Below are 16,750 nucleotides of genomic sequence, written 5' to 3' on the forward strand. Positions count from 1 at the left end.
CGCCGTGCCACCCGTCGCCCGCAGCTACCTCTACGTCCCCGGGGACCGGGAGGAACTACTGCGCAAGGCCCCCGGCCGGGGTGCCGACGCGCTCGTGCTCGACCTGGAGGACGCCGTCACCCCGGCCCGCAAGGCCGAGGCCCGCCGCGCGGTCGCCGCCGCGCTGGCCGCCCCGGCGACCACCGAGACCTGGGTACGGATCAACAGCGACCAGGTCGACGCCGACGTCGCGGTGCTCTCCCCGGCGGTGGCCGGGGTGTGGGTGCCGAAGGCGGAACCGGAGCTGCTGGCCGAGGTCGACCGGGCGCTGACCGGCGCGGAACGCCGGCTCGGGCTGGCCGAGGCCACCTTCGCGGTCGTCGCCCTGATCGAGACCGCCCGGGGGATCCTCACCTGCCCGCAGGTCGCCGCCGCGCCGAGGGTGCTGCGGCTCGGGCTCGGCGAGGCGGACCTGGCGGGGGAGCTGGGCCTGCAACCGGGGCCGGACCGGACCGAACTCGCCCCGATCCGCTCGCAGGTCGTGGTCGCCTCCGCCGGGGCGCGGATCGTCGCGCCGGTCGGCCCCGTCGAGACGACGCTGCGTGACCCGGACCGGCTGGAGGCCGGCACGCGGACGCTGCTGCGCCAGGGCTTCCGGGCGCGCAGCGCCATCCACCCCGGCCAGCTCGCGACCATCAACGCCGTCTTCACGCCCGGCCCGGCGGAGGTGGCCGCCGCCCGGGAGGTGGTCGACGCGCTGGACCGGGCGGCCCGCGACGGCTCCGGCGTGGCGACCGACGCCCACGGCAGGCTGCTGGACCGGGCGGTGATCCGCGCCGCCACGGAGGTGCTGCGCCGCGCCGAGCGGCACGCCGGCTGAGCCGCCCCGGGCGGTCAGCCCGCCGGCCGCACGGTGAACGGGGCCCGCAGCAGCGTCTCGTCCCGCGACGACGGGCCGACGAGCAGCGTGAAGTCGCCGGGCTCGACCACCCGCACGCCCCGGCCGTCGACGATGGCGCAGTCGGCGACGGGGACGTCGATCCGCACCGTGGCGGCCTGCCCGGGCTCCAGCTCCACCTGCCGGAACGCCTTCAGCTCCTTGTCCGCCCAGCTCACGGAGGTGACGTCGTCGCTGACGTACGCCTGGACGGTCTCCAGGACCGGCCGGGCCCCGGTGTTGCGGACGGTGACCTCGGCGCGGACGGTGTCCGTCGGCGCGAGGTCGCCCGGGGCGACCCGCAGGTCGGCGTACTCGACGGTGGTGTAGGACAGGCCGTCGCCGAAGGCGAAGGCGGGGCGCTGGGTCAGGTCGGCGTAGCGGGAGCCGTGCTGGCCACGGATCTGGTTGTAGTAGGTGGGCTGCTGCCCGACGTGCCGGGCGAACGAGATGGGCAGCCGCCCGGCGGGCTCGACGAGGCCGAGCAGCAGCTCGGCGACCGCCCGGCCGCCCCGCATGCCCGGGTTGGCCACCCAGAGCAGGGCGGCGGCGTCGAGCGCCGAGTCGGGCAGCACCAGCGGCTTGGACGCGAGCAGCACGACGACCATCGGGGTGCCGGTCGCGGCGAGGGCGTCCAGCAGGGCGATCTGCCCGCCGACCAGGTTGAGCGTCGCGGTGCTGCACCCCTCGCCGACCAGTTCGATGCGGTCGCCGACGACCGCGACGACGTAGTCGGCCCGCTCGGCGGCGGCGACCGCCCCGGCGATCAGCGCCGCGTCCGGCGGGCAGGGCAGGACGACCTGCGGGCGGGGCTGGCCGTCGGGGAACAAATCCCCCTCGGGGTCGGGGGCCATGGTGAGGATGTCGGCGCCGCGCGCGTAAGTGACCGCCCAGTCGTCGGGCACGTGGGCGCGCAGCCCGTCGAGGACCGTGGTGATCATGTCGCGGGGCTGGCCGTCGCGCATCCAGTCGGCCTGCCCGGAGGAGCCGGCCCAGTCGCCGAGCTGGGTCTGCGCGTCGTCGGCGAGTGGGCCGACGACCGCGACCGTGCGCGGCGGGCCGCCGTCGCCCCGGGCGCGGCCGGTGTCGTCGGCCGTGAACCCGCCGGCGAGCGGGAGCACCCCGTCGTTGCGCAGCAGCACCAGCGACCGGCGGGCGACCTCCAGGTTGAGCGCGGCGTGCGGGGCGCTGCCGATCACCGCGCGTTGCCGGGCGATGTCGGGCCGGCGGGGGTCCTCGAACAGGCCCAGCTCGAACTTCAGGGCCAGGATGCGGGAGACGGCGTCGTCGAGGTCCGACTCGACCAGCAGGCCCCGCGCGACCGCGTCCTGGGCGCCCTGGAAGAACTGCGGGGTCGTCATGATCATGTTGTTGCCGGCGCGGACGGCCGCGGCGGCGGCGTGCGCGTGGTCGGGCTGCACCCGCTGCTCCCAGACCATCCGGCCCACGTTGTCCCAGTCGGTGACGAGCATGCCCGTCCAGCCCCACTCGCCGCGCAGCACGTCGGTCAGGAGCCAGTCGTTGACGGTGATCGGCACGCCGTCGGTGCTCTGGTAGCCGAGCATGAACGTGCGGCACCCCTCGCGCGCCACCCGCTCGAACGGAGGCAGGAACCACGCGCGTAGCTTGCGCCGCGACAGGTCCGCCTCGGTGGCGTCCCGGCCGCCCTGGGTCTCGGAGTAGCCGGCGAAGTGCTTGGCGGTGGCCAGGACGGCGGTCGGGTCGGCCAGGTCCTCGCCCTGGTAGCCGCGCACCATCGCGGCGGCCAGCTCACCGATCAGGAACGGGTCCTCGCCGAACGTCTCGTCGACCCGGCCCCAACGCAGGTCCCGGGCGATGCACAGCACGGGGGAGAAGGTCCAGTGCACGCCGGTCGGGGCCACCTCGACGGCGGTGACGCGCCCGACCCGCTCGACGAGCTCCGGCGACCAGGTGGCGGCCATGCCGAGCTGGGTGGGGAAGATCGTCGCGCCGGGGAAGAACGAGTGCCCGTGGATGCAGTCCTCGCCGACCAGCAGCGGAATGCGCAGCCGGGTGCGCGCGGTCAGCTCGTGCGCCTCGACCACCCGCGCGGGGGAGGTGTGCAGGATGGACCCGACGTGCCTGCCCAGGATGTGGTCGGCCAGGTCGCCGTGGGAGTCGAGCTGCATCATCTGGCCGACCTTCTCCGCCAGGCTCATCCGCCCGAGCAGGTGGGCCACCCGCTGCGCGGTCGGCCGGGTCGGGTCCAGGTGGGGCAGGTCGTCGCTGATCGGGTCTGCGATGCTCCGGGACGCGGTCACCGCCCGACCGTACACACCTCGGCCGGTCCCGTGTGGACGCAGAGGGCAACTTCGCGCACAGACGCCGGCTCCCGCGCCGACTACCGTCGGCCCTGACCGCCTGCCCACGGGCCCGGACCGGTCGGACGAGGGGAGCAAGCCCATGGTGTTCCCGGCGCTGCAATGGCCGATGACGCTGGCCCTGATGGCCGTGACGTCCTACCACGGGTTCCGGTTCCTGGGCCCGGCGTCCGCGCGGGCGGGGTCGGGTCGGGCCGCCCGGTGCCGGATCGCCGAGGGCGTGCACCTGCTCATGGGCGTGGCGATGACCGCGATGGTGTGGGCGCTCGGGGTGCCGCAGGCGGTGTGGCTCGTCCTGTTCGTGCCGGCCGGGGTCTGGTTCGCGGCGCTGACCGCACGCCGCCCGTCGGCGCCCGGTTCGCGGGCGGCCACCGGATACTTCGCCCTCTCGTCGGCGGCGATGGTGTGGATGACCGGCCTGCCGGGCGGCCACGCCGGGCCGCACGGCCAGCACGGCGCGGCCACGTCGGCGGGCTGGTGGCCGCCGCTGGTCAGCCTGGCCCTGGGCGGGTACCTGCTGCTCGCCGCGGGCTGGTGGGCGGCCCGGGGCGTACGCCTGACCCCGGCCTGGCGCGACCACGTGCCCGCCGGCCGACCGGGGGTGGCCGGGGCGCGGGCCGAGGGCCTCTGCCACGCCACGATGGGCGTGGTGATGGGCCTCATGCTGCTGGCGACGGTGTAGGCGTGCAGTTTCTGCGTGTCTTCTTCGTGGTGTGGGCCGCGCCGCGCCGGTTGACTCGACGGCAGGTCACGCACGGCGCGACGGGGGCGTCGACGGGCCTGCGGTCCCCCACTCAGCACCAGGAGCGGCACATGCCCTACGTCACGGTCGGCGAAGAGAACAGCGGCGACATCGACATCTACTACGAGGACCACGGCGCCGGCGCGCCCGTCGTGCTCATCCACGGCTACCCGCTCGACGGGGCGTCCTGGGAGAAGCAGTCGCGGGAGCTGCTCGCGGCCGGCTACCGGGTGATCACGTACGACCGGCGCGGCTTCGGCAAGTCGAGCCAGCCGGCCGTCGGCTACGACTACGACACCTTCACCGCCGACCTGCACACCCTGCTGGAGCACCTGGACCTGCGCGACGTCGTGCTGGTCGGCTTCTCGATGGGCACCGGCGAGGTGACCCGCTACCTCGGCACCCACGGCTCGGGCCGGGTGCGCAAGGCGGTGCTGATGGGCGCGGTGCCGCCGTTCCTGCTCAAGACCGACGACAACCCCGAGGGCGTCGACGCGCAGGTCTTCGCCGACATCAAGGCGGCGGTGGTGGCCGACCGGCCCGCGTACTTCAAGAGCTTCCTCGACAACTTCTACAACGTCGACGTGCTGGGCGGCACCCGGATCAGCGACGAGGCGTGGCAGAACAGCTTCATCACCGCGGTCGGCGCGTCGGCGTACGCCGCGTACGCCTGCGTCGACACCTGGCTGACCGACTTCCGCGCCGACCTCGGCAAGATCGACGTGCCGACGCTGCTGCTGCACGGCGACGCCGACCGGATCCTGCCGATCGACGCCACCGCCAACCGGCTGCCGGAGCTGATCGCCGACCTGCGCTACGAGGTGATCCCGGGCGGCCCGCACAACATCGCCTGGACCCACCCGGAGCTGGTCAACCGCTACCTGCTCGACTTCATCGCCGCGTGAACGGTCCGGTCACGCCCGCGGTGGTGCCGGCGCACGGCGCGTTCGCCGTCCCGCTTACCTGAACGGAGAACAACCATGGCCGTTGTCGACGGCATCCTCGACTCCACGGACCGCAAGACCACCGGCGAGGCGCTGCAGCAGGCGCTGGCCGACCTGATCAACCTGGGGATGCTGGCCAAGCAGGCGCACTGGAACCTGGTCGGCCCGCACTTCCGCAGCCTGCACCTGCAACTCGACGAGCTGGCCGACCTCGCCCGCCGGCACGCCGACGAGGTGGCCGAGCGGGCCGCCGCCGTCGGGTTCAACCCCGACGGGCGGGCCGCGACGGTCGCCGCCCAGTCGGCGCTGCCGACCCTCGACCACGGTGACGTCGAGGAGGGCACGGCCGTCGAGGTCGTGGTCGACGCGCTGTTCGCCCTGATCCGCACGCTGCGTCAGGCGGTCGCGGACACCGCGACCAGCGACCCGATCTCGCAGGACCTGCTCACCGGGGTCACCGCCGCCGTGGAGCAGCAGCACTGGCTGTTCCGCGCCCAGCGCTGACCCCACCCGCCGCGCCCGCCTCCGCTGTCTCGGAGGCGGGCGCGCGCCCTGCAGGCAGGCAGCGGGACAAGATCGCGCTCGATCAGGGATAGAGTGGTATCACTCCCAGCTGGATGCCGCACTTTCCCTGATCGAGCACGTCTTCGGCCGACACCTCCCGCACTTCGACACGGGCTCTGGAGCCATGGACACCGTCGCGCAGTTGACCCTCGTCCGCCACGGGCAGAGTGCCGCCAACGTCGCCTTCGCCGACGCCCACGCACGTGGTGTCGCCGCGCACGGCCTCACCGGCCGCGACGCTGACGTCGAGCTGTCCCCGCTGGGCTGGCAACAAGCCACCCAACTCGGCCGTTGGCTCGCCGCCCAGCCCGCCGATGAGCGCCCCGAGCACGTCGTCTGCTCCCCCTACCTGCGGGCCCGACAGACCTGGACCCGGGCCGCCGCCACCGCCGCCTCCCTCGGCGCCACCGTGCCGTCAGCCGACGTCGACGACCGGCTGGTGGACCGGCTCATGGGCGACCTGGAACTGTTGACCCCCCTCATGATCGCCGAGCGGTTCCCCGCCGAGGCGGCCCGGCTCACCGCCGACGGCCTCTACGCCTACCAGCCACCCGGCGGCGAGACGTTCGACGACGTCGCCGCCCGCGTCCGCGCGGCCCTGGCCGACCTGAACTCCCGTCACGCCGGCCGGCTGGTGTGGGTCGTGGCCCATGATGCCGTGGTCGTCGCCGCCCGCCACGTCCTCGAAGGACTGCCGTTCGTCGACCTCGACGCGGTCCTCGCCACCACCCCGATCGCCAACACATCCCTGACCCGTTACATCCGAGCCGAGGGCCGGCTCAACCTGGTCGAGTTCGCCGCCACCGCCCACCTGACCCACATGGGAACGTAACCGCCGCCAGGATCGCCCCTGTGGTTCGCCGCGCCGGCGCTGCTTACGCCACCACCGGACGACCTCCCACGGGAGGCAGGCGCTGATACTCCGGTGGCCGGTCGCCGGGCGTCACCGGCGACCGGCGCCCGCCCTGGCCGCCGCCGGCACGGCGTCGGGCTGCGCGGTCGCGCCGGTACGGGCCGCGCGGGCCTGGCGTCGCCGCAGCACCAGCCACGTGCCGAGGACGATCAGGGAGATCAGCGGCGCCGGGTGGCCGAGCAGCGCGGCGACGGCGAGGTCGGCGGCCACGCCGACGACGGTGGCCACGAAGACCCAGCGCGGCGCGGTCCCGGCGACCTGCCGCCGGTCCGCCGGCATCCAGCGGGTCGTCGACCAGGGCTTGGCCACGGACACCCAGGCCTGGAAGGCGATGGCACCGGCCATCAGCGCCGAGCCGACGGCCAGCGGCACGGCGGGACCCCGCCCGCCCGTGGTGGCCGCCGCCGCCGAGTCGGCCAGCGCCGAGCCGAGGACGAAGATCCCGAGGTGGAGCTGGACCAGGGTGATCACGAACTTCACCAGCACCCAGCGGTAGCGGAAGAAGCCCCACGGGGTGGCGGCGGCGAGCATGAACCCGGTGAACGCCGAGGCGTTGGCCAGCGGCGCGAGCAGGCGTCCGTCGAGCACCTGCGCCATGGACGTGGCGGCGACGGCCACGTCCCGGTCGGGCGTGGTGAGGCTGGTGGTGAGCAGCACGCAGAGGGCGAGGGCCTGCGCCATCCAGCCCACTGACGTCGTGACGTGCAGCCACAGCGCGAGCTGACGCCAGCGCCGTACGGAGAGTGAAGCCATGGGCCCACGCTCGCAGCGGGCCGCCCACCCGGCCAGGGGAGAAAACCCGGGACCGGCGGGCCGGCCGCCCCGGACCCTCCTCAGGGGACCCCCTACGGACGCCGGGTGGGAGCGCAGCTCCGGGCGCGGGCGAGCCGTCGCGGCCGGGGCGCGCGGTCGACGGACGGTCACGGATCACGCGCTGTCGGCTACCCGACACCCGATGTCCCGATGGGTGAGACGCGTCTTGCTACCCTACTAATCCTACCGGCAGGATAGGGAATCGAAGATCGGCGCGTACGCACTGGTCAACGATCTGCCGCAGTCGAGGACGACGCGGCCCGCGTACCGAAAGATGGGATGTCGATGACCGTCACGCACCCTGTCGTCGCCGAGGAGGTCGCGCTCGGCGGCGGGCGGTCGCCCGCCCCGCCGGGCCGCCCGCCCGCCACCGACGTCGTAGGACGCCTCACCCGGCCGCTGCCCGCGCTGCTGCTCGTCGGCCTGCTCGCGGCCGGCTGGCAGCTCATGGCCGACGCCTCCGGCAGCGCGCTGATCCCCGGCCTCGGCGACGTCGCCCGCAACCTGGTCGACATCGCCGCCAGCGGCGCGCTGTGGGACAACGTCCGGGTCACCCTCACCCGCGTCGCGCTGGGCTTCGCGGCGGCGTTCGTCGTCTCCGTCGCCGCCGGCATCGCGATGGGCCGCAGCGAGTGGCTGCGCCGCTTCCTGGAGCCCGCCGTCCTCATCGGACTGGCCACCCCCGGCCTGGTCAAGGCCCTGCTATGCGTGATCTGGTTCGGGGTGAGCCTGCTCAACCCGATCCTCACCGTGGCGCTCGCGGCGGCCCCCGCGCTGACCATCAACGTCGCGCAGGGCGTCCGCTCGGTCGACCCGGCGCTGGGCGAGATGGCGCACGTCTACCGCCTCGACGCGTGGACCCGGCTGCGGTACGTGTGGCTGCCCGCCATCGTCCCCGACCTGTTCACCGGGGCGCGGCTGGGCATCGCGATGGCCTGGAAGGTCATCGTGCTGGTGGAGATCTTCGGCCTCGCCGACGGCGTCGGCTACCAGCTCAACCTGGAGTTCTCCCAGCACAACGTGGCCGGCGTGCTCGCCTGGACCGTCGCCTTCGCCCTGGTCATGGCCGCCATCGAGTACGGGCTGCTGCAGACCCTGGAGCGCCGCGCGGTGCGCTGGCGGCGGGTGGCGCTGCGATGAGCGTGCGGATCAGCCTCGACGGCGTCGACAAGGCGTTCACCAACCGGCGCACCGGCGAGCGGCAGCAGATCTTCCGCGACTTCTCCCTCACCCTCGCGCCCGACGAGCTGGTCGCCGTCGTCGGCGGCTCCGGCACCGGCAAGACGACCCTGATGCACCTGATCGCCGGCCTGGAACGCCCCGATGCGGGCACCGTCTCCACCGGCGGCGGGCGGCCCCGCCTCGGCATGGTGTTCCAGCAGCCCCGCCTGCTGGACTGGACCTCCGTCGAGACCAACGTGCGGCTCGCCGCGACCGCAGCCGGCGTCGACGCCGCCGAGGTCGCCCCGATCCTCGACGCCGTCGGCCTGACCGAGTACGCCCGGTCGTACCCGTCGGTGCTCTCCGGCGGGCAGCGCCAGCGCGTCGCCGTGGCCCGCGCGTTCGTCGTACGCCCCGAGGTGCTGCTGCTCGACGAGCCGTTCAGCGCGCTGGACGAGCTGACCGCCCGCCGCCTGCGGCTGCTGCTGCAACAGCTCTGGCTGCGCACCCCGCGCACCGGCCTGCTGGTCACCCACAACGCGCTGGAGGCGGCCTTCCTCGCCGACCGGGTGGTGGTCCTCGGTGGACGCCCCGCCGAGGTGGTGCGGGAGTACCGCATCGACCGCCCGCGCCCCCGCAGCCCCGAGGACCCCGAACTGTTCGACGTGCACCGCCGCATCGTCGCCGCCCTCACCTGAGCCGCCCTGACCTGCATCGGCCCCACCCGCACGGCGCGGCCAAAGGCCCGCCGCCGTCATCCCGCGAGCGGGCCACCCACCTGATTCACCCGGAAGGAACCCCCGTGTCCACGACACCCCTCACCCGACGATCCCTGCTGCGCGCCGCCGGGCTCCTCGCCGGCGGCGCCGGCGCGGCCACCCTGCTGACCGCCTGCGGCGCCGACGAGCCGGCCGCCGCCGGTGGCGGGGGCACCCGCAGCGCCAAGGTGCAGCCCCGCAGCCCCGGCACGGCGGGGGCGATCCGCGACTCCGTCGCCGAGCAGTTCGGCCTGGAGGCCAAGCACGGGCTCCGCCTCGACCGCAAGGCCGGCGGCGGCCCCGGCGCGGGGCAGGAGCAGCTGCTCACCGGCGTGCTCGACATCTACGCGTTCGGCCCGCTGGGCGCGACCGAGGTGAACACCAGCGGCCACGACGTGGTCATCGTCGGGCCGTCGCTGTGGAACCACGGCCGCTGGATCGTCCCGGCCGACAGCCCGTACCAGAGCATCGCCGACCTCAAGGGCAAGAAGGTCGGCGTGCAGCCGCCCAGCAGCGACACCTACCGGGCGGCGGCGCTCGCCTCGGCGGTCAACGGCATCCGCTTCGACCGGGAGTTCAAGCTGTTCACCGGGCAGCCCATCGCCAACCTCGCGCTGTACGAGCGCGGCGACCTCGACGCGATCATCGCGATCGAGCCCAACGCCACCCGCCTGGTCGGCTCCGGCAACCGGCAGCTCGCCTCCGTCGGCGAGCTGTGGCAGAAGGGCACCGGCGACAGCAGCCCGCTGTTCCTCAACGGCACCGCCGTACGCCGCGACTGGCTGGCCGCCAACCGGGAGACCGCGAAGGCGTACGTCGACTTCACCCTGGAGGCCTGGCGGCTGATCAAGCAGGACCCGACCCTGATCGCCAAGTACCACGCCGACTACGGCGTCCCCGCCGAGGAGAAGAAGGCGATCGAGCTGCTGCCGGAGCGGCTCGCCCCCGTCTACGCCGACGTGTGGGACGACACCGTCTTCGCCAACCTGGAGAAGCAGATCGACCTGGCCATCGAGGTCGGCGTGCTGAAGAAGCGGGCCGACAAGCCGGTGTACGAGAAGCTCTGAGCCGGCGATGACCCTCACCTGGCGCAGCCGCGCCGCCCTGCTGGTGTGCTGCGGGACGCTGTTCCTCGGCGTCCTCGACGGCGCGGCGCTGAACCTGGCCCTGCCCTCGGTGCAGCGCGACCTGCGCCTGAGCACGGTCGAGCTGCAGTGGGTGGCGACCAGCAACGCGCTGGTGCGGGCCAGCCTCACCCTGCTGTGCGGCGCGGTCGCCGACCGGTACGGGCGGCGGCGGATGTTCCGGGTCGGGCTGCTGGTGTTCGTCGCGGGGTCGCTGCTGTGCGGGGTGGCCCCGCACGCCGCCGCCCTGGTCGCCGCCCGGGGCGTGCAGGGCGTCGGGGGCGCGCTGATGGCCCCGCCCGCCCTCGCCCTCATCGCCAACCTGTTCCCCGACGCGCTGCGGCGCGGCCGGGCGCTGGGCACCTGGAGCGCGACGGCCGGGGTCTCCGCCGCCTGCGGGCCCCTCGTCGGCGGGGTGCTGGTGCAGGCCGCTGGCTGGCGCAGCCTCTTCGCCGTCAGCGTGGCCGGCGCGGCGGTGCTCTACGCGGGCACCCGGCTGCTGCCGCCGGGCGTCGTCGACGGCCCGCCCCGCCGCCTCGACGGGCTGGGCAACACCCTGGCCGCCCTGGTGCTGGTCGGCTTCACGTTCGCGCTGATCGACGGCCCGAGCCGGGGCTGGCTGAGCGGGCCCGTCCTGGTCGCCGTGGCCGTGGCGGTGGCCGCCGCCGTCGGCTACGTGCCGGCCGCCCGCAGCCGCCCCGACCCGGTGCTCGACCCGCGCCACCTGGCGATCCCCGCGCTGCGCGGCGCGGTGCTCACCGCGGTCGTGGCCTACCTGGCGCTGGGCGGGTTCACCTTCGTCAACACGTTCTACCTGCAACAGGTCCGCGGGTTCAGCCCGCTGGCCACCGGCCTGCTCACCCTGCCCACCACCCTCGGCACGCTCGTGCTCGCCAACGTCTCCGGCCGGATCGTCGGCCGGCACGGCGGCCGGCTGCCCGCCACCGTCGGGCACCTGTCGTTCGTGGCGTCGATGACCCTGCTCGCCCTGACCGTCACCGCCGACGCGGGCCTGGCCCCGCTGCTCGTCGGCTACCTCCTGCTCGGCGCCGGCATGGGCCTGGTCAACCCGCCGGCCACCAACACGGCCGTGAACAGCCTGCCCCGCGCGCGGGCCGGGGTGGCCAGCGCCATCACCAGCGCCTCCCGGCAGATCGGCACCAACCTCGGCGTCGCCGTCCTCGGCGCGGTGGTGGTGTCGGTGCTGGCCCTGACCGGCCAGCCGACCGACGACATCGCCCGGGTCGCCGCCGAGGCCGGCGGCGACTTCACCACCGCCTTGCGCGTCGCGTACGCGCTGGTGGCGGCGACCGCCGCGTACTGCGCGTACGCGACGTGGCGGCTGTTCCGGCCGCCGCCTGACCGGCCGGTGGGAGAGGAGGTGGTGGGGATCGAGGACGCGCCGACGGCACCACCGACCGCTACCCCCGCCAGATAACGCACACAGCACAGCACAGAAGGGACCACCCCGGTGACACTCAAGAAGGTCAAGAGCGTCCGCAGCGGCGCCATCTTCACCCTGCCGTACCTCGTCGGCCTGGAACACGGCTACTTCGCCGAGGAGGGCATCGACCTGGAGCTGGTCGCCCCCGGCTCGTACGACGCGGTGCTCAAGCCGATCGAGGAGCACGAGCTGGTCAGCTCGTTCGGCGGCATCTCCAAGCCGTTCGAGAGCGGCGACGTCTCCCTCTACCGGGCCTGCGAGTGGGGGCAGATCCGCCGCTCCCACGACAGCGAGCGCGGCGGGCAGATCATCGCCAAGCGGGCCTCCGTGGCCAGCCAGGCGATCTTCGTGCGGCCCGACTCCGACATCAAGCACCCGCAGGGCCTGGCCAACCGGACCGTCGGCGTCAACTTCCACCACGGCTCGCACTACCTGGCCATCCAGTCCCTCGAAGGCTTCCTCGAGCAGGACGAGATCAAGGTGGTGCACGCCGGCGGGCCGGCCGAGCGGTTCCGCAAGCTGCGCGACGGCGAGGTCGACGCCGTGGCCCTGATGGAACCGTGGACGACCGCCGCCGAGAAGCTCGGCTACGTGCTGGTCACCGAGGCGTTCTACGTCGGCTCGGAGATCGCCAGCGCCGACGTCGACCCGGAGACCTTCGCCGCCGTCGACCGGGCCGTCCGCCGGGCCGTCAAGAAGATCAACGAGGACATCCGGCCGTACCTGCACCACTTCGTCGCCGAGGTCCCCGAGGACCTGGTCAAGCTGGAGCCGGCGGACTTCCGGCTCGGCCGGCTGCGCTACATCGACCCCGAGCCCTACCCGGAGGCCGAGTTCGAGCGCACCTACCGGTGGATGGTGAAGTGGGGCCTCATCGCGCCCGAGTCGACGTTCAGCTCCATCGTGGACAACCGCGTCGTCACGGTCTGACCCGCGTGCGGGGGCCGGCCCGGCCGACGACGTCCGGGCCGGCCCCGCGCCACGGTCAGCGCCGCCGAGGGTCAGCGGCGCACGACGGTGAAGCCGCCGGGCAGCACCGCCGCCGGCACGGCCGTGCCGGACACCACCGTCCGCGACCGGCGCACCCCCGCCGAGTCGTACGCCTCGACGACCGCCCGCCCCGCGCCCGGCAGGGTGACCGTGGCGGTGCGCGGCGTGCGGGCGGCGCTGCGCAGCACCGCCGTGGCGTGGCCGTCCCCGGCGACCACGACCCGGGACAGCAGCGGCTCCAGCATCACCGCGTCGACCACCGCGCCGTCCCCGGCGGCCGTGGCCACCAGCGCGGTGGCCCCCGCCGGCAGCTCGCCCGGCCCGGACGGGGTAACCGGCAGCAGCACCCCCGGCGCGGGGGAGGTGCCCTGCGCGCCGGCCTGCCCGTGCCGCACCTGGCCCAGCGTCAGCTCCCGGCCGTCGCCGGCGACGCCCGCCCAGCGGGTGACCGCCGACGCGCCGGGGGTCAGGTCGACCACCGGCAGCACCAGCTCCGGCTGGGTCGACGGCGGCAGCTGCCAGCGCACGGTCGACCCGGCGGGCATCCGCACGAGGCTGCCGCCGCTGATCGACGACTCCCCGGTCCACGAGGACGGCGGGGTCACCACGGCGGCCCCGCCGTCGCGGGTGCCCTGCTCCGCCTCGACGACGCGGGTGCCGACCCGCTCCACGATCCGGCCCTGCCGGGCCGCCTCCGCCACCTGCGGCCGGGCGTCCAGGGCGAGCATGCTGAGCAGGCCGTGGATGGTCGACTCGGCCCCGGAGTTGCGGTTGACGGCCCCGTCGCCGGAGATGCCGTCGATCGTGCGCCCGGTCGCCGGGTCGTACGCCGGCACGCCGGCCGCGTTCGCGCCGAAGTACCAGGCGGCGACGACCCCGGCGAGCTGGTCGAAGCCGCCGCGCCCGGTGGCGTCGGCGACGGCGAGCAGCGACTGCAGGCGGGAGTCCACGCCGTAGGCGATCTGGCTGCGGTCCACCGGCGTGGGGATCCGCCCGTTGTCCGGGCCGCCGGAGGTCAGCAGCCACGGCGTGAACGTGGCGGAGTCGGCGACCGCCGGGTCGAGCAGCCGCCGGTCGCCCAGCACCCGCGCGGCGGCGGCCAGCGCCGCCGGCATCTGCGAGCCCCAGCCGTGCCACATCGACCGCGACAGCGCCCACGGGCGCACCGCCCCGAACGGCCAGTGCCGGGCGTCGCCGCCGGCCAGGGCGGCGACGCCCTCGGCGAAGCGGCGCAGGGCCCGGCGGGCCGCCGACCCGCCGCCGGCCCGCACGTACGCGGCCAGCCCGAGGACCGCCTCGGCGGTGGCGTCGGCCCCGTCGGCGATCAGCCACGCGGGGGTGCGCTCGCCGTCGACGGTCTGGAACGTGCCGTACCGGGACAGCACCTGCCGCTCCAGCGCCCCGACGGCCAGGTCGAGCCGCTGGCGCAGGAAACCGGCGAACCCGGCGTCGGCGGTGCGCCAGGCCGCGTACCCCTCGCCGAGCGCCCACACGGTGCGGGCCAGCCAGTACGACGGGCCGCTGTCGGACGGGTCCGGCAGCTCCACCGGCTCGGCGCTCGGGTTGAGCGTGCCGTCGGGCTGCGCCCACAGCACCACGTTGCCGGCGTGCGGCCCGGTCGTCGTCTGCAGGTAGGTCAGGCCGCGCAGCAGCTCCCGGGAGGCGTCCCGGCTGCCCGCCGCCCCGGTCTGCGCCCAGTGCCGCAGGTAGACCACGGCGGCCCGGGACACGTCGTCGGCGTTGTACGCGCCCTGCCCCCAGGTGTCGGTGGCCGCGTCGTACGCGCCGCCGCCGACGCGGCGCAGGTTCCCGTCCGGCCCCGGCTCCGCGTACGTCCACAGCATGCCGACCTCGGGGGACTCGGCGAGCCGGTAGGTGGTGTGCCCGTCCTGGGCGGGCGGGGCGACGGCCTGGCGCAGGAAGTCCAGGTGCGCCAGGTTCGTCAGCGGCCCGCCGGCCGGGCCCGTGGCGGTGGACGGCGCGGCGGCGGGGGCGGCCCCGGCGGGGGAGCCGGCGAGCAGGGGAGTGGTCAGGGCGAGCCCGCCCAGCATCAGGGTGCGGCGCTTCACGGTGGCTCCTCGGTGCGGTCGGGACAGGGGTGTCGTCACGGCAGCCGGTCCAGCCGGGCCACGCCGATGCGGGAGTCGGCCATGCCGTAGAAGACGTAGTGGACGCCGTCGACCTCCTCGATGGCGGTCGGGAAGACCACGTTCGGCACGGTGCCGCTGCGCTCCTCGGCCAGCTCCGGCACGAGGATCGGCTCGGCGGTGCGGGCCAGCACCCGCGACGGGTCGGCGGGGTCGAGCAGCATCGCCCCGGCGGCGTACTCGACGCGCTGGGTGGTGGGGTCGAAGCCCTCGGGGATCTCGCCGGTGACCCCGTGGTGGATCAGGAGCCAGCCCTCGGGCACCCGCAGCGGCGGCGGGCCCGCGCCGATCTTCAGCTCCTCGTACGGGAACTCCGACAGCGCCACGCAGCGGTGCCCGCGCAGCCGCACGAGCGCCCCGACGTCGGCGCGCACCTCGTCAACCGGCACGTAGGAGATCCAGATGCCGGGCCGCTCGTCGGTGACGCCGGCCGGCAGGTGCACCCCCTCGCCGGGGCGGAACCAGCCCAGGTCCCACATCGGCCGGTGCAGCATCGCGAAGCAGTCCCGCCCGTCCGGGCCGGGCACCGGCTCGGGGAAGAACACGGCGTCCTTGTTGGGGAACATGTTCAGGTCGGTGTCCAGGTCGGGCTGGTAGCCGAACTGCACCGGCCCGAGCCGCCGCCAGTGCCGCAGGTCCTCCGACACCGCCAGGGCCAGGCGCGGGCCCAGCGGCCCGTACGCGACGTACGTCATCAGGTGCCTGCCGAGGTCCGGCACCCAGGTCGTGCGGGGGTCCTCAACCCCGGCGTTGTTCTTGCCCCGCTCCCAGCCCTCGTCGGGGGCCAGGACGACGCCCTCGCGGCGGACCCCGGCCGGTACGCCGTCGCGCAGCTCGACCTCGGCGAGGCCGACCCGGGACACGTTGCCCTCGGCCACGAGGCGGGGCAGCAGGTGCAGCCGCCCGTCGGGGGTGCGGCCGCTGGCCGGGTTCAACACCCCCTCGGCCTCCAGGGGCTGGCCGGGCTCGGGCGTCATCACGACGCCGACCCTGGTCAGGGTGTAGGGGACGGTGGTGGAGACGGTCATCGTCAACCTTTCACGCCGGAACCGATGTCGGTGGAGACGAAGTGCTTCTGGAAGGCCAGGAACAGCCCGACCGCCGGGGCGGCCAGGACGCACGCCCCGGCCAGCACCGCCCCGTACGGGTTGGCGGCGCGGGCCGCCACATTGCTGATGTAGTTGGCCAGCGAGACCGCCAGCGGCTGCATGTCCGCCTGCTTGGTCACCAGGAACGGCCACAGGAACTCGTTCCACGGGCCGATGAACGTCAGTAGGACGACGGTCAGCAGCGCCGGGCGCACCAGCGGCAGCGCCACCGACCAGAGCACCCGCAGCTCGCCCGCGCCGTCGACGCGGGCGGCGGCGAACAGCTCGTCGGGCAGCTGCAGGAAGAACTGCCGGAACACGAACACGGCCGTGGTGTTGATCGCGAACGGCAGGATCATCCCGAGGTACGAGTCGGCCAGCCCGTAGCCGCGCACGATCAGCACGTACAGCGGGATCAGCAGGAGCTGGAACGGGATCACCTGCACCAGCAGCACGAGCGCGAACAGCGTGCCCCGGCCGCGGAAGCGCAGCCGGGCCAGCGCGTAGCCGGCGAGGACGCCGAAGACGACCGTGCAGGCGATCACCCCGCCGGTGAAGATCCCCGAGTTGACCAGGGAGCCGAGCAGGTCGACCCGGGCGTTGATGTCCCGGTAGTTGTCCAGGGTCAGCCCCGAGGTGGGGAACGCCCCGGCCGGGGAGGTGTCCGGCTCGGCCTGCAACGAGCCGACGAACATGTAGTAGAAGGGGAACAGGAAGACCAGCGCGCCGCCGAACAGCGCGACGGCGCGCAGCGCCGTGGCCAGCCGGCCGCCGGTGGTGGGCTTCGCGGGGGTGCGTGGCATG

15 protein-coding genes are annotated in these 16,750 nt (G+C 74.6%); 10 read left to right on the plus strand and 5 right to left on the minus strand.

The window, feature by feature from the left end; all coding sequences use genetic code 11:
- The first annotated feature begins 4 nt into the window (after positions 1-4).
- Positions 5-859: a CoA ester lyase gene (locus LPU61_RS22400; RefSeq protein WP_043968511.1), complete on the plus strand. Its 855-nt coding sequence runs from the start codon at positions 5-7 to the stop codon at positions 857-859.
- Positions 860-873: 14 nt separating this feature from the next.
- On the opposite strand, the gene LPU61_RS22405 is transcribed toward LPU61_RS22400, so the two are convergent.
- On the minus strand, positions 874-3,198 hold the full coding sequence (locus tag LPU61_RS22405; RefSeq protein ID WP_229406005.1) for a glycoside hydrolase family 3 N-terminal domain-containing protein: 2,325 nt from the start codon (positions 3,196-3,198) through the stop codon (positions 874-876).
- 142 nt (positions 3,199-3,340) lie between these two features.
- Between LPU61_RS22405 and LPU61_RS22410 the strand changes: the two genes are divergently transcribed.
- The 4 genes from LPU61_RS22410 (at position 3,341) to LPU61_RS22425 (ending at position 6,340) form a co-directional block, all read left to right on the plus strand.
- A complete protein-coding gene (locus LPU61_RS22410; RefSeq protein ID WP_052503972.1) occupies positions 3,341-3,940 on the plus strand; it encodes a DUF5134 domain-containing protein in 600 nt (199 codons plus the stop codon).
- 131 nt (positions 3,941-4,071) lie between these two features.
- Complete coding sequence (locus tag LPU61_RS22415) at positions 4,072-4,905, plus strand: alpha/beta fold hydrolase (RefSeq protein ID WP_229406071.1); 834 nt, start codon at positions 4,072-4,074, stop codon at positions 4,903-4,905.
- A 75-nt stretch (positions 4,906-4,980) separates the two neighbouring features.
- On the plus strand, positions 4,981-5,448 hold the full coding sequence (locus LPU61_RS22420; protein WP_229406007.1) for a Dps family protein: 468 nt from the start codon (positions 4,981-4,983) through the stop codon (positions 5,446-5,448).
- 184 nt (positions 5,449-5,632) lie between these two features.
- Positions 5,633-6,340 (plus strand): histidine phosphatase family protein, encoded by a 708-nt coding sequence (locus LPU61_RS22425; RefSeq protein ID WP_229406008.1) that lies wholly within the window; start codon positions 5,633-5,635, stop codon positions 6,338-6,340.
- Between the two features lie 111 nt (positions 6,341-6,451).
- Here the strand turns inward: LPU61_RS22425 and LPU61_RS22430 are convergent, their stop codons facing one another.
- The gene (locus LPU61_RS22430) at positions 6,452-7,174 is read right to left on the minus strand and encodes a hypothetical protein (RefSeq protein WP_229406009.1); all 723 of its coding nucleotides are present in this window, start codon (positions 7,172-7,174) and stop codon (positions 6,452-6,454) included.
- Between the two features lie 345 nt (positions 7,175-7,519).
- On the opposite strand from LPU61_RS22430, the gene LPU61_RS22435 reads away from it, so the two are divergent.
- The 5 genes from LPU61_RS22435 (at position 7,520) to LPU61_RS22455 (ending at position 12,651) form a co-directional block, all read left to right on the plus strand.
- Positions 7,520-8,374 (plus strand): ABC transporter permease, encoded by an 855-nt coding sequence (locus LPU61_RS22435; protein ID WP_199486162.1) that lies wholly within the window; start codon positions 7,520-7,522, stop codon positions 8,372-8,374.
- Entirely contained in the window at positions 8,371-9,093 is a 723-nt protein-coding gene (locus LPU61_RS22440; RefSeq protein ID WP_043968520.1) for an ABC transporter ATP-binding protein, read from the plus strand. The genes LPU61_RS22435 and LPU61_RS22440 overlap by 4 nt, the downstream gene beginning before the upstream one ends.
- A 104-nt stretch (positions 9,094-9,197) precedes the next feature.
- Positions 9,198-10,220, plus strand: coding sequence for an ABC transporter substrate-binding protein (locus LPU61_RS22445; RefSeq protein ID WP_043968521.1), 1,023 nt, complete (start codon positions 9,198-9,200; stop codon positions 10,218-10,220).
- A 7-nt stretch (positions 10,221-10,227) separates the two neighbouring features.
- Positions 10,228-11,715, plus strand: coding sequence for an MFS transporter (locus tag LPU61_RS22450; protein ID WP_229406010.1), 1,488 nt, complete (start codon positions 10,228-10,230; stop codon positions 11,713-11,715).
- A gap of 33 nt (positions 11,716-11,748) precedes the next feature.
- Entirely contained in the window at positions 11,749-12,651 is a 903-nt protein-coding gene (locus LPU61_RS22455; RefSeq protein WP_043968523.1) for an ABC transporter substrate-binding protein, read from the plus strand.
- A 71-nt stretch (positions 12,652-12,722) separates the two neighbouring features.
- Here the strand turns inward: LPU61_RS22455 and LPU61_RS22460 are convergent, their stop codons facing one another.
- The 3 genes from LPU61_RS22460 to LPU61_RS22470 are packed head-to-tail and all read right to left on the minus strand — an operon-like array spanning position 12,723 to position 16,749.
- Positions 12,723-14,780: a hypothetical protein gene (locus LPU61_RS22460; RefSeq protein WP_229406011.1), complete on the minus strand. Its 2,058-nt coding sequence runs from the start codon at positions 14,778-14,780 to the stop codon at positions 12,723-12,725.
- A 35-nt stretch (positions 14,781-14,815) separates the two neighbouring features.
- Positions 14,816-15,886 carry a glycosidase gene (locus LPU61_RS22465; RefSeq protein WP_043968525.1) on the minus strand — a complete coding sequence of 357 codons (1,071 nt, stop codon included), beginning with the start codon at positions 15,884-15,886 and terminating at the stop codon, positions 14,816-14,818.
- A 2-nt stretch (positions 15,887-15,888) separates the two neighbouring features.
- Complete coding sequence (locus LPU61_RS22470) at positions 15,889-16,749, minus strand: carbohydrate ABC transporter permease (protein ID WP_043968527.1); 861 nt, start codon at positions 16,747-16,749, stop codon at positions 15,889-15,891.
- Position 16,750: the final 1 nt, after the last annotated feature.

Origin of the sequence: Micromonospora sp. NBRC 110038, from assembly GCF_020884815.1 — a bacterium.
GTDB classification, from domain to species: Bacteria; Actinomycetota; Actinomycetes; order Mycobacteriales; family Micromonosporaceae; genus Micromonospora; species Micromonospora haikouensis.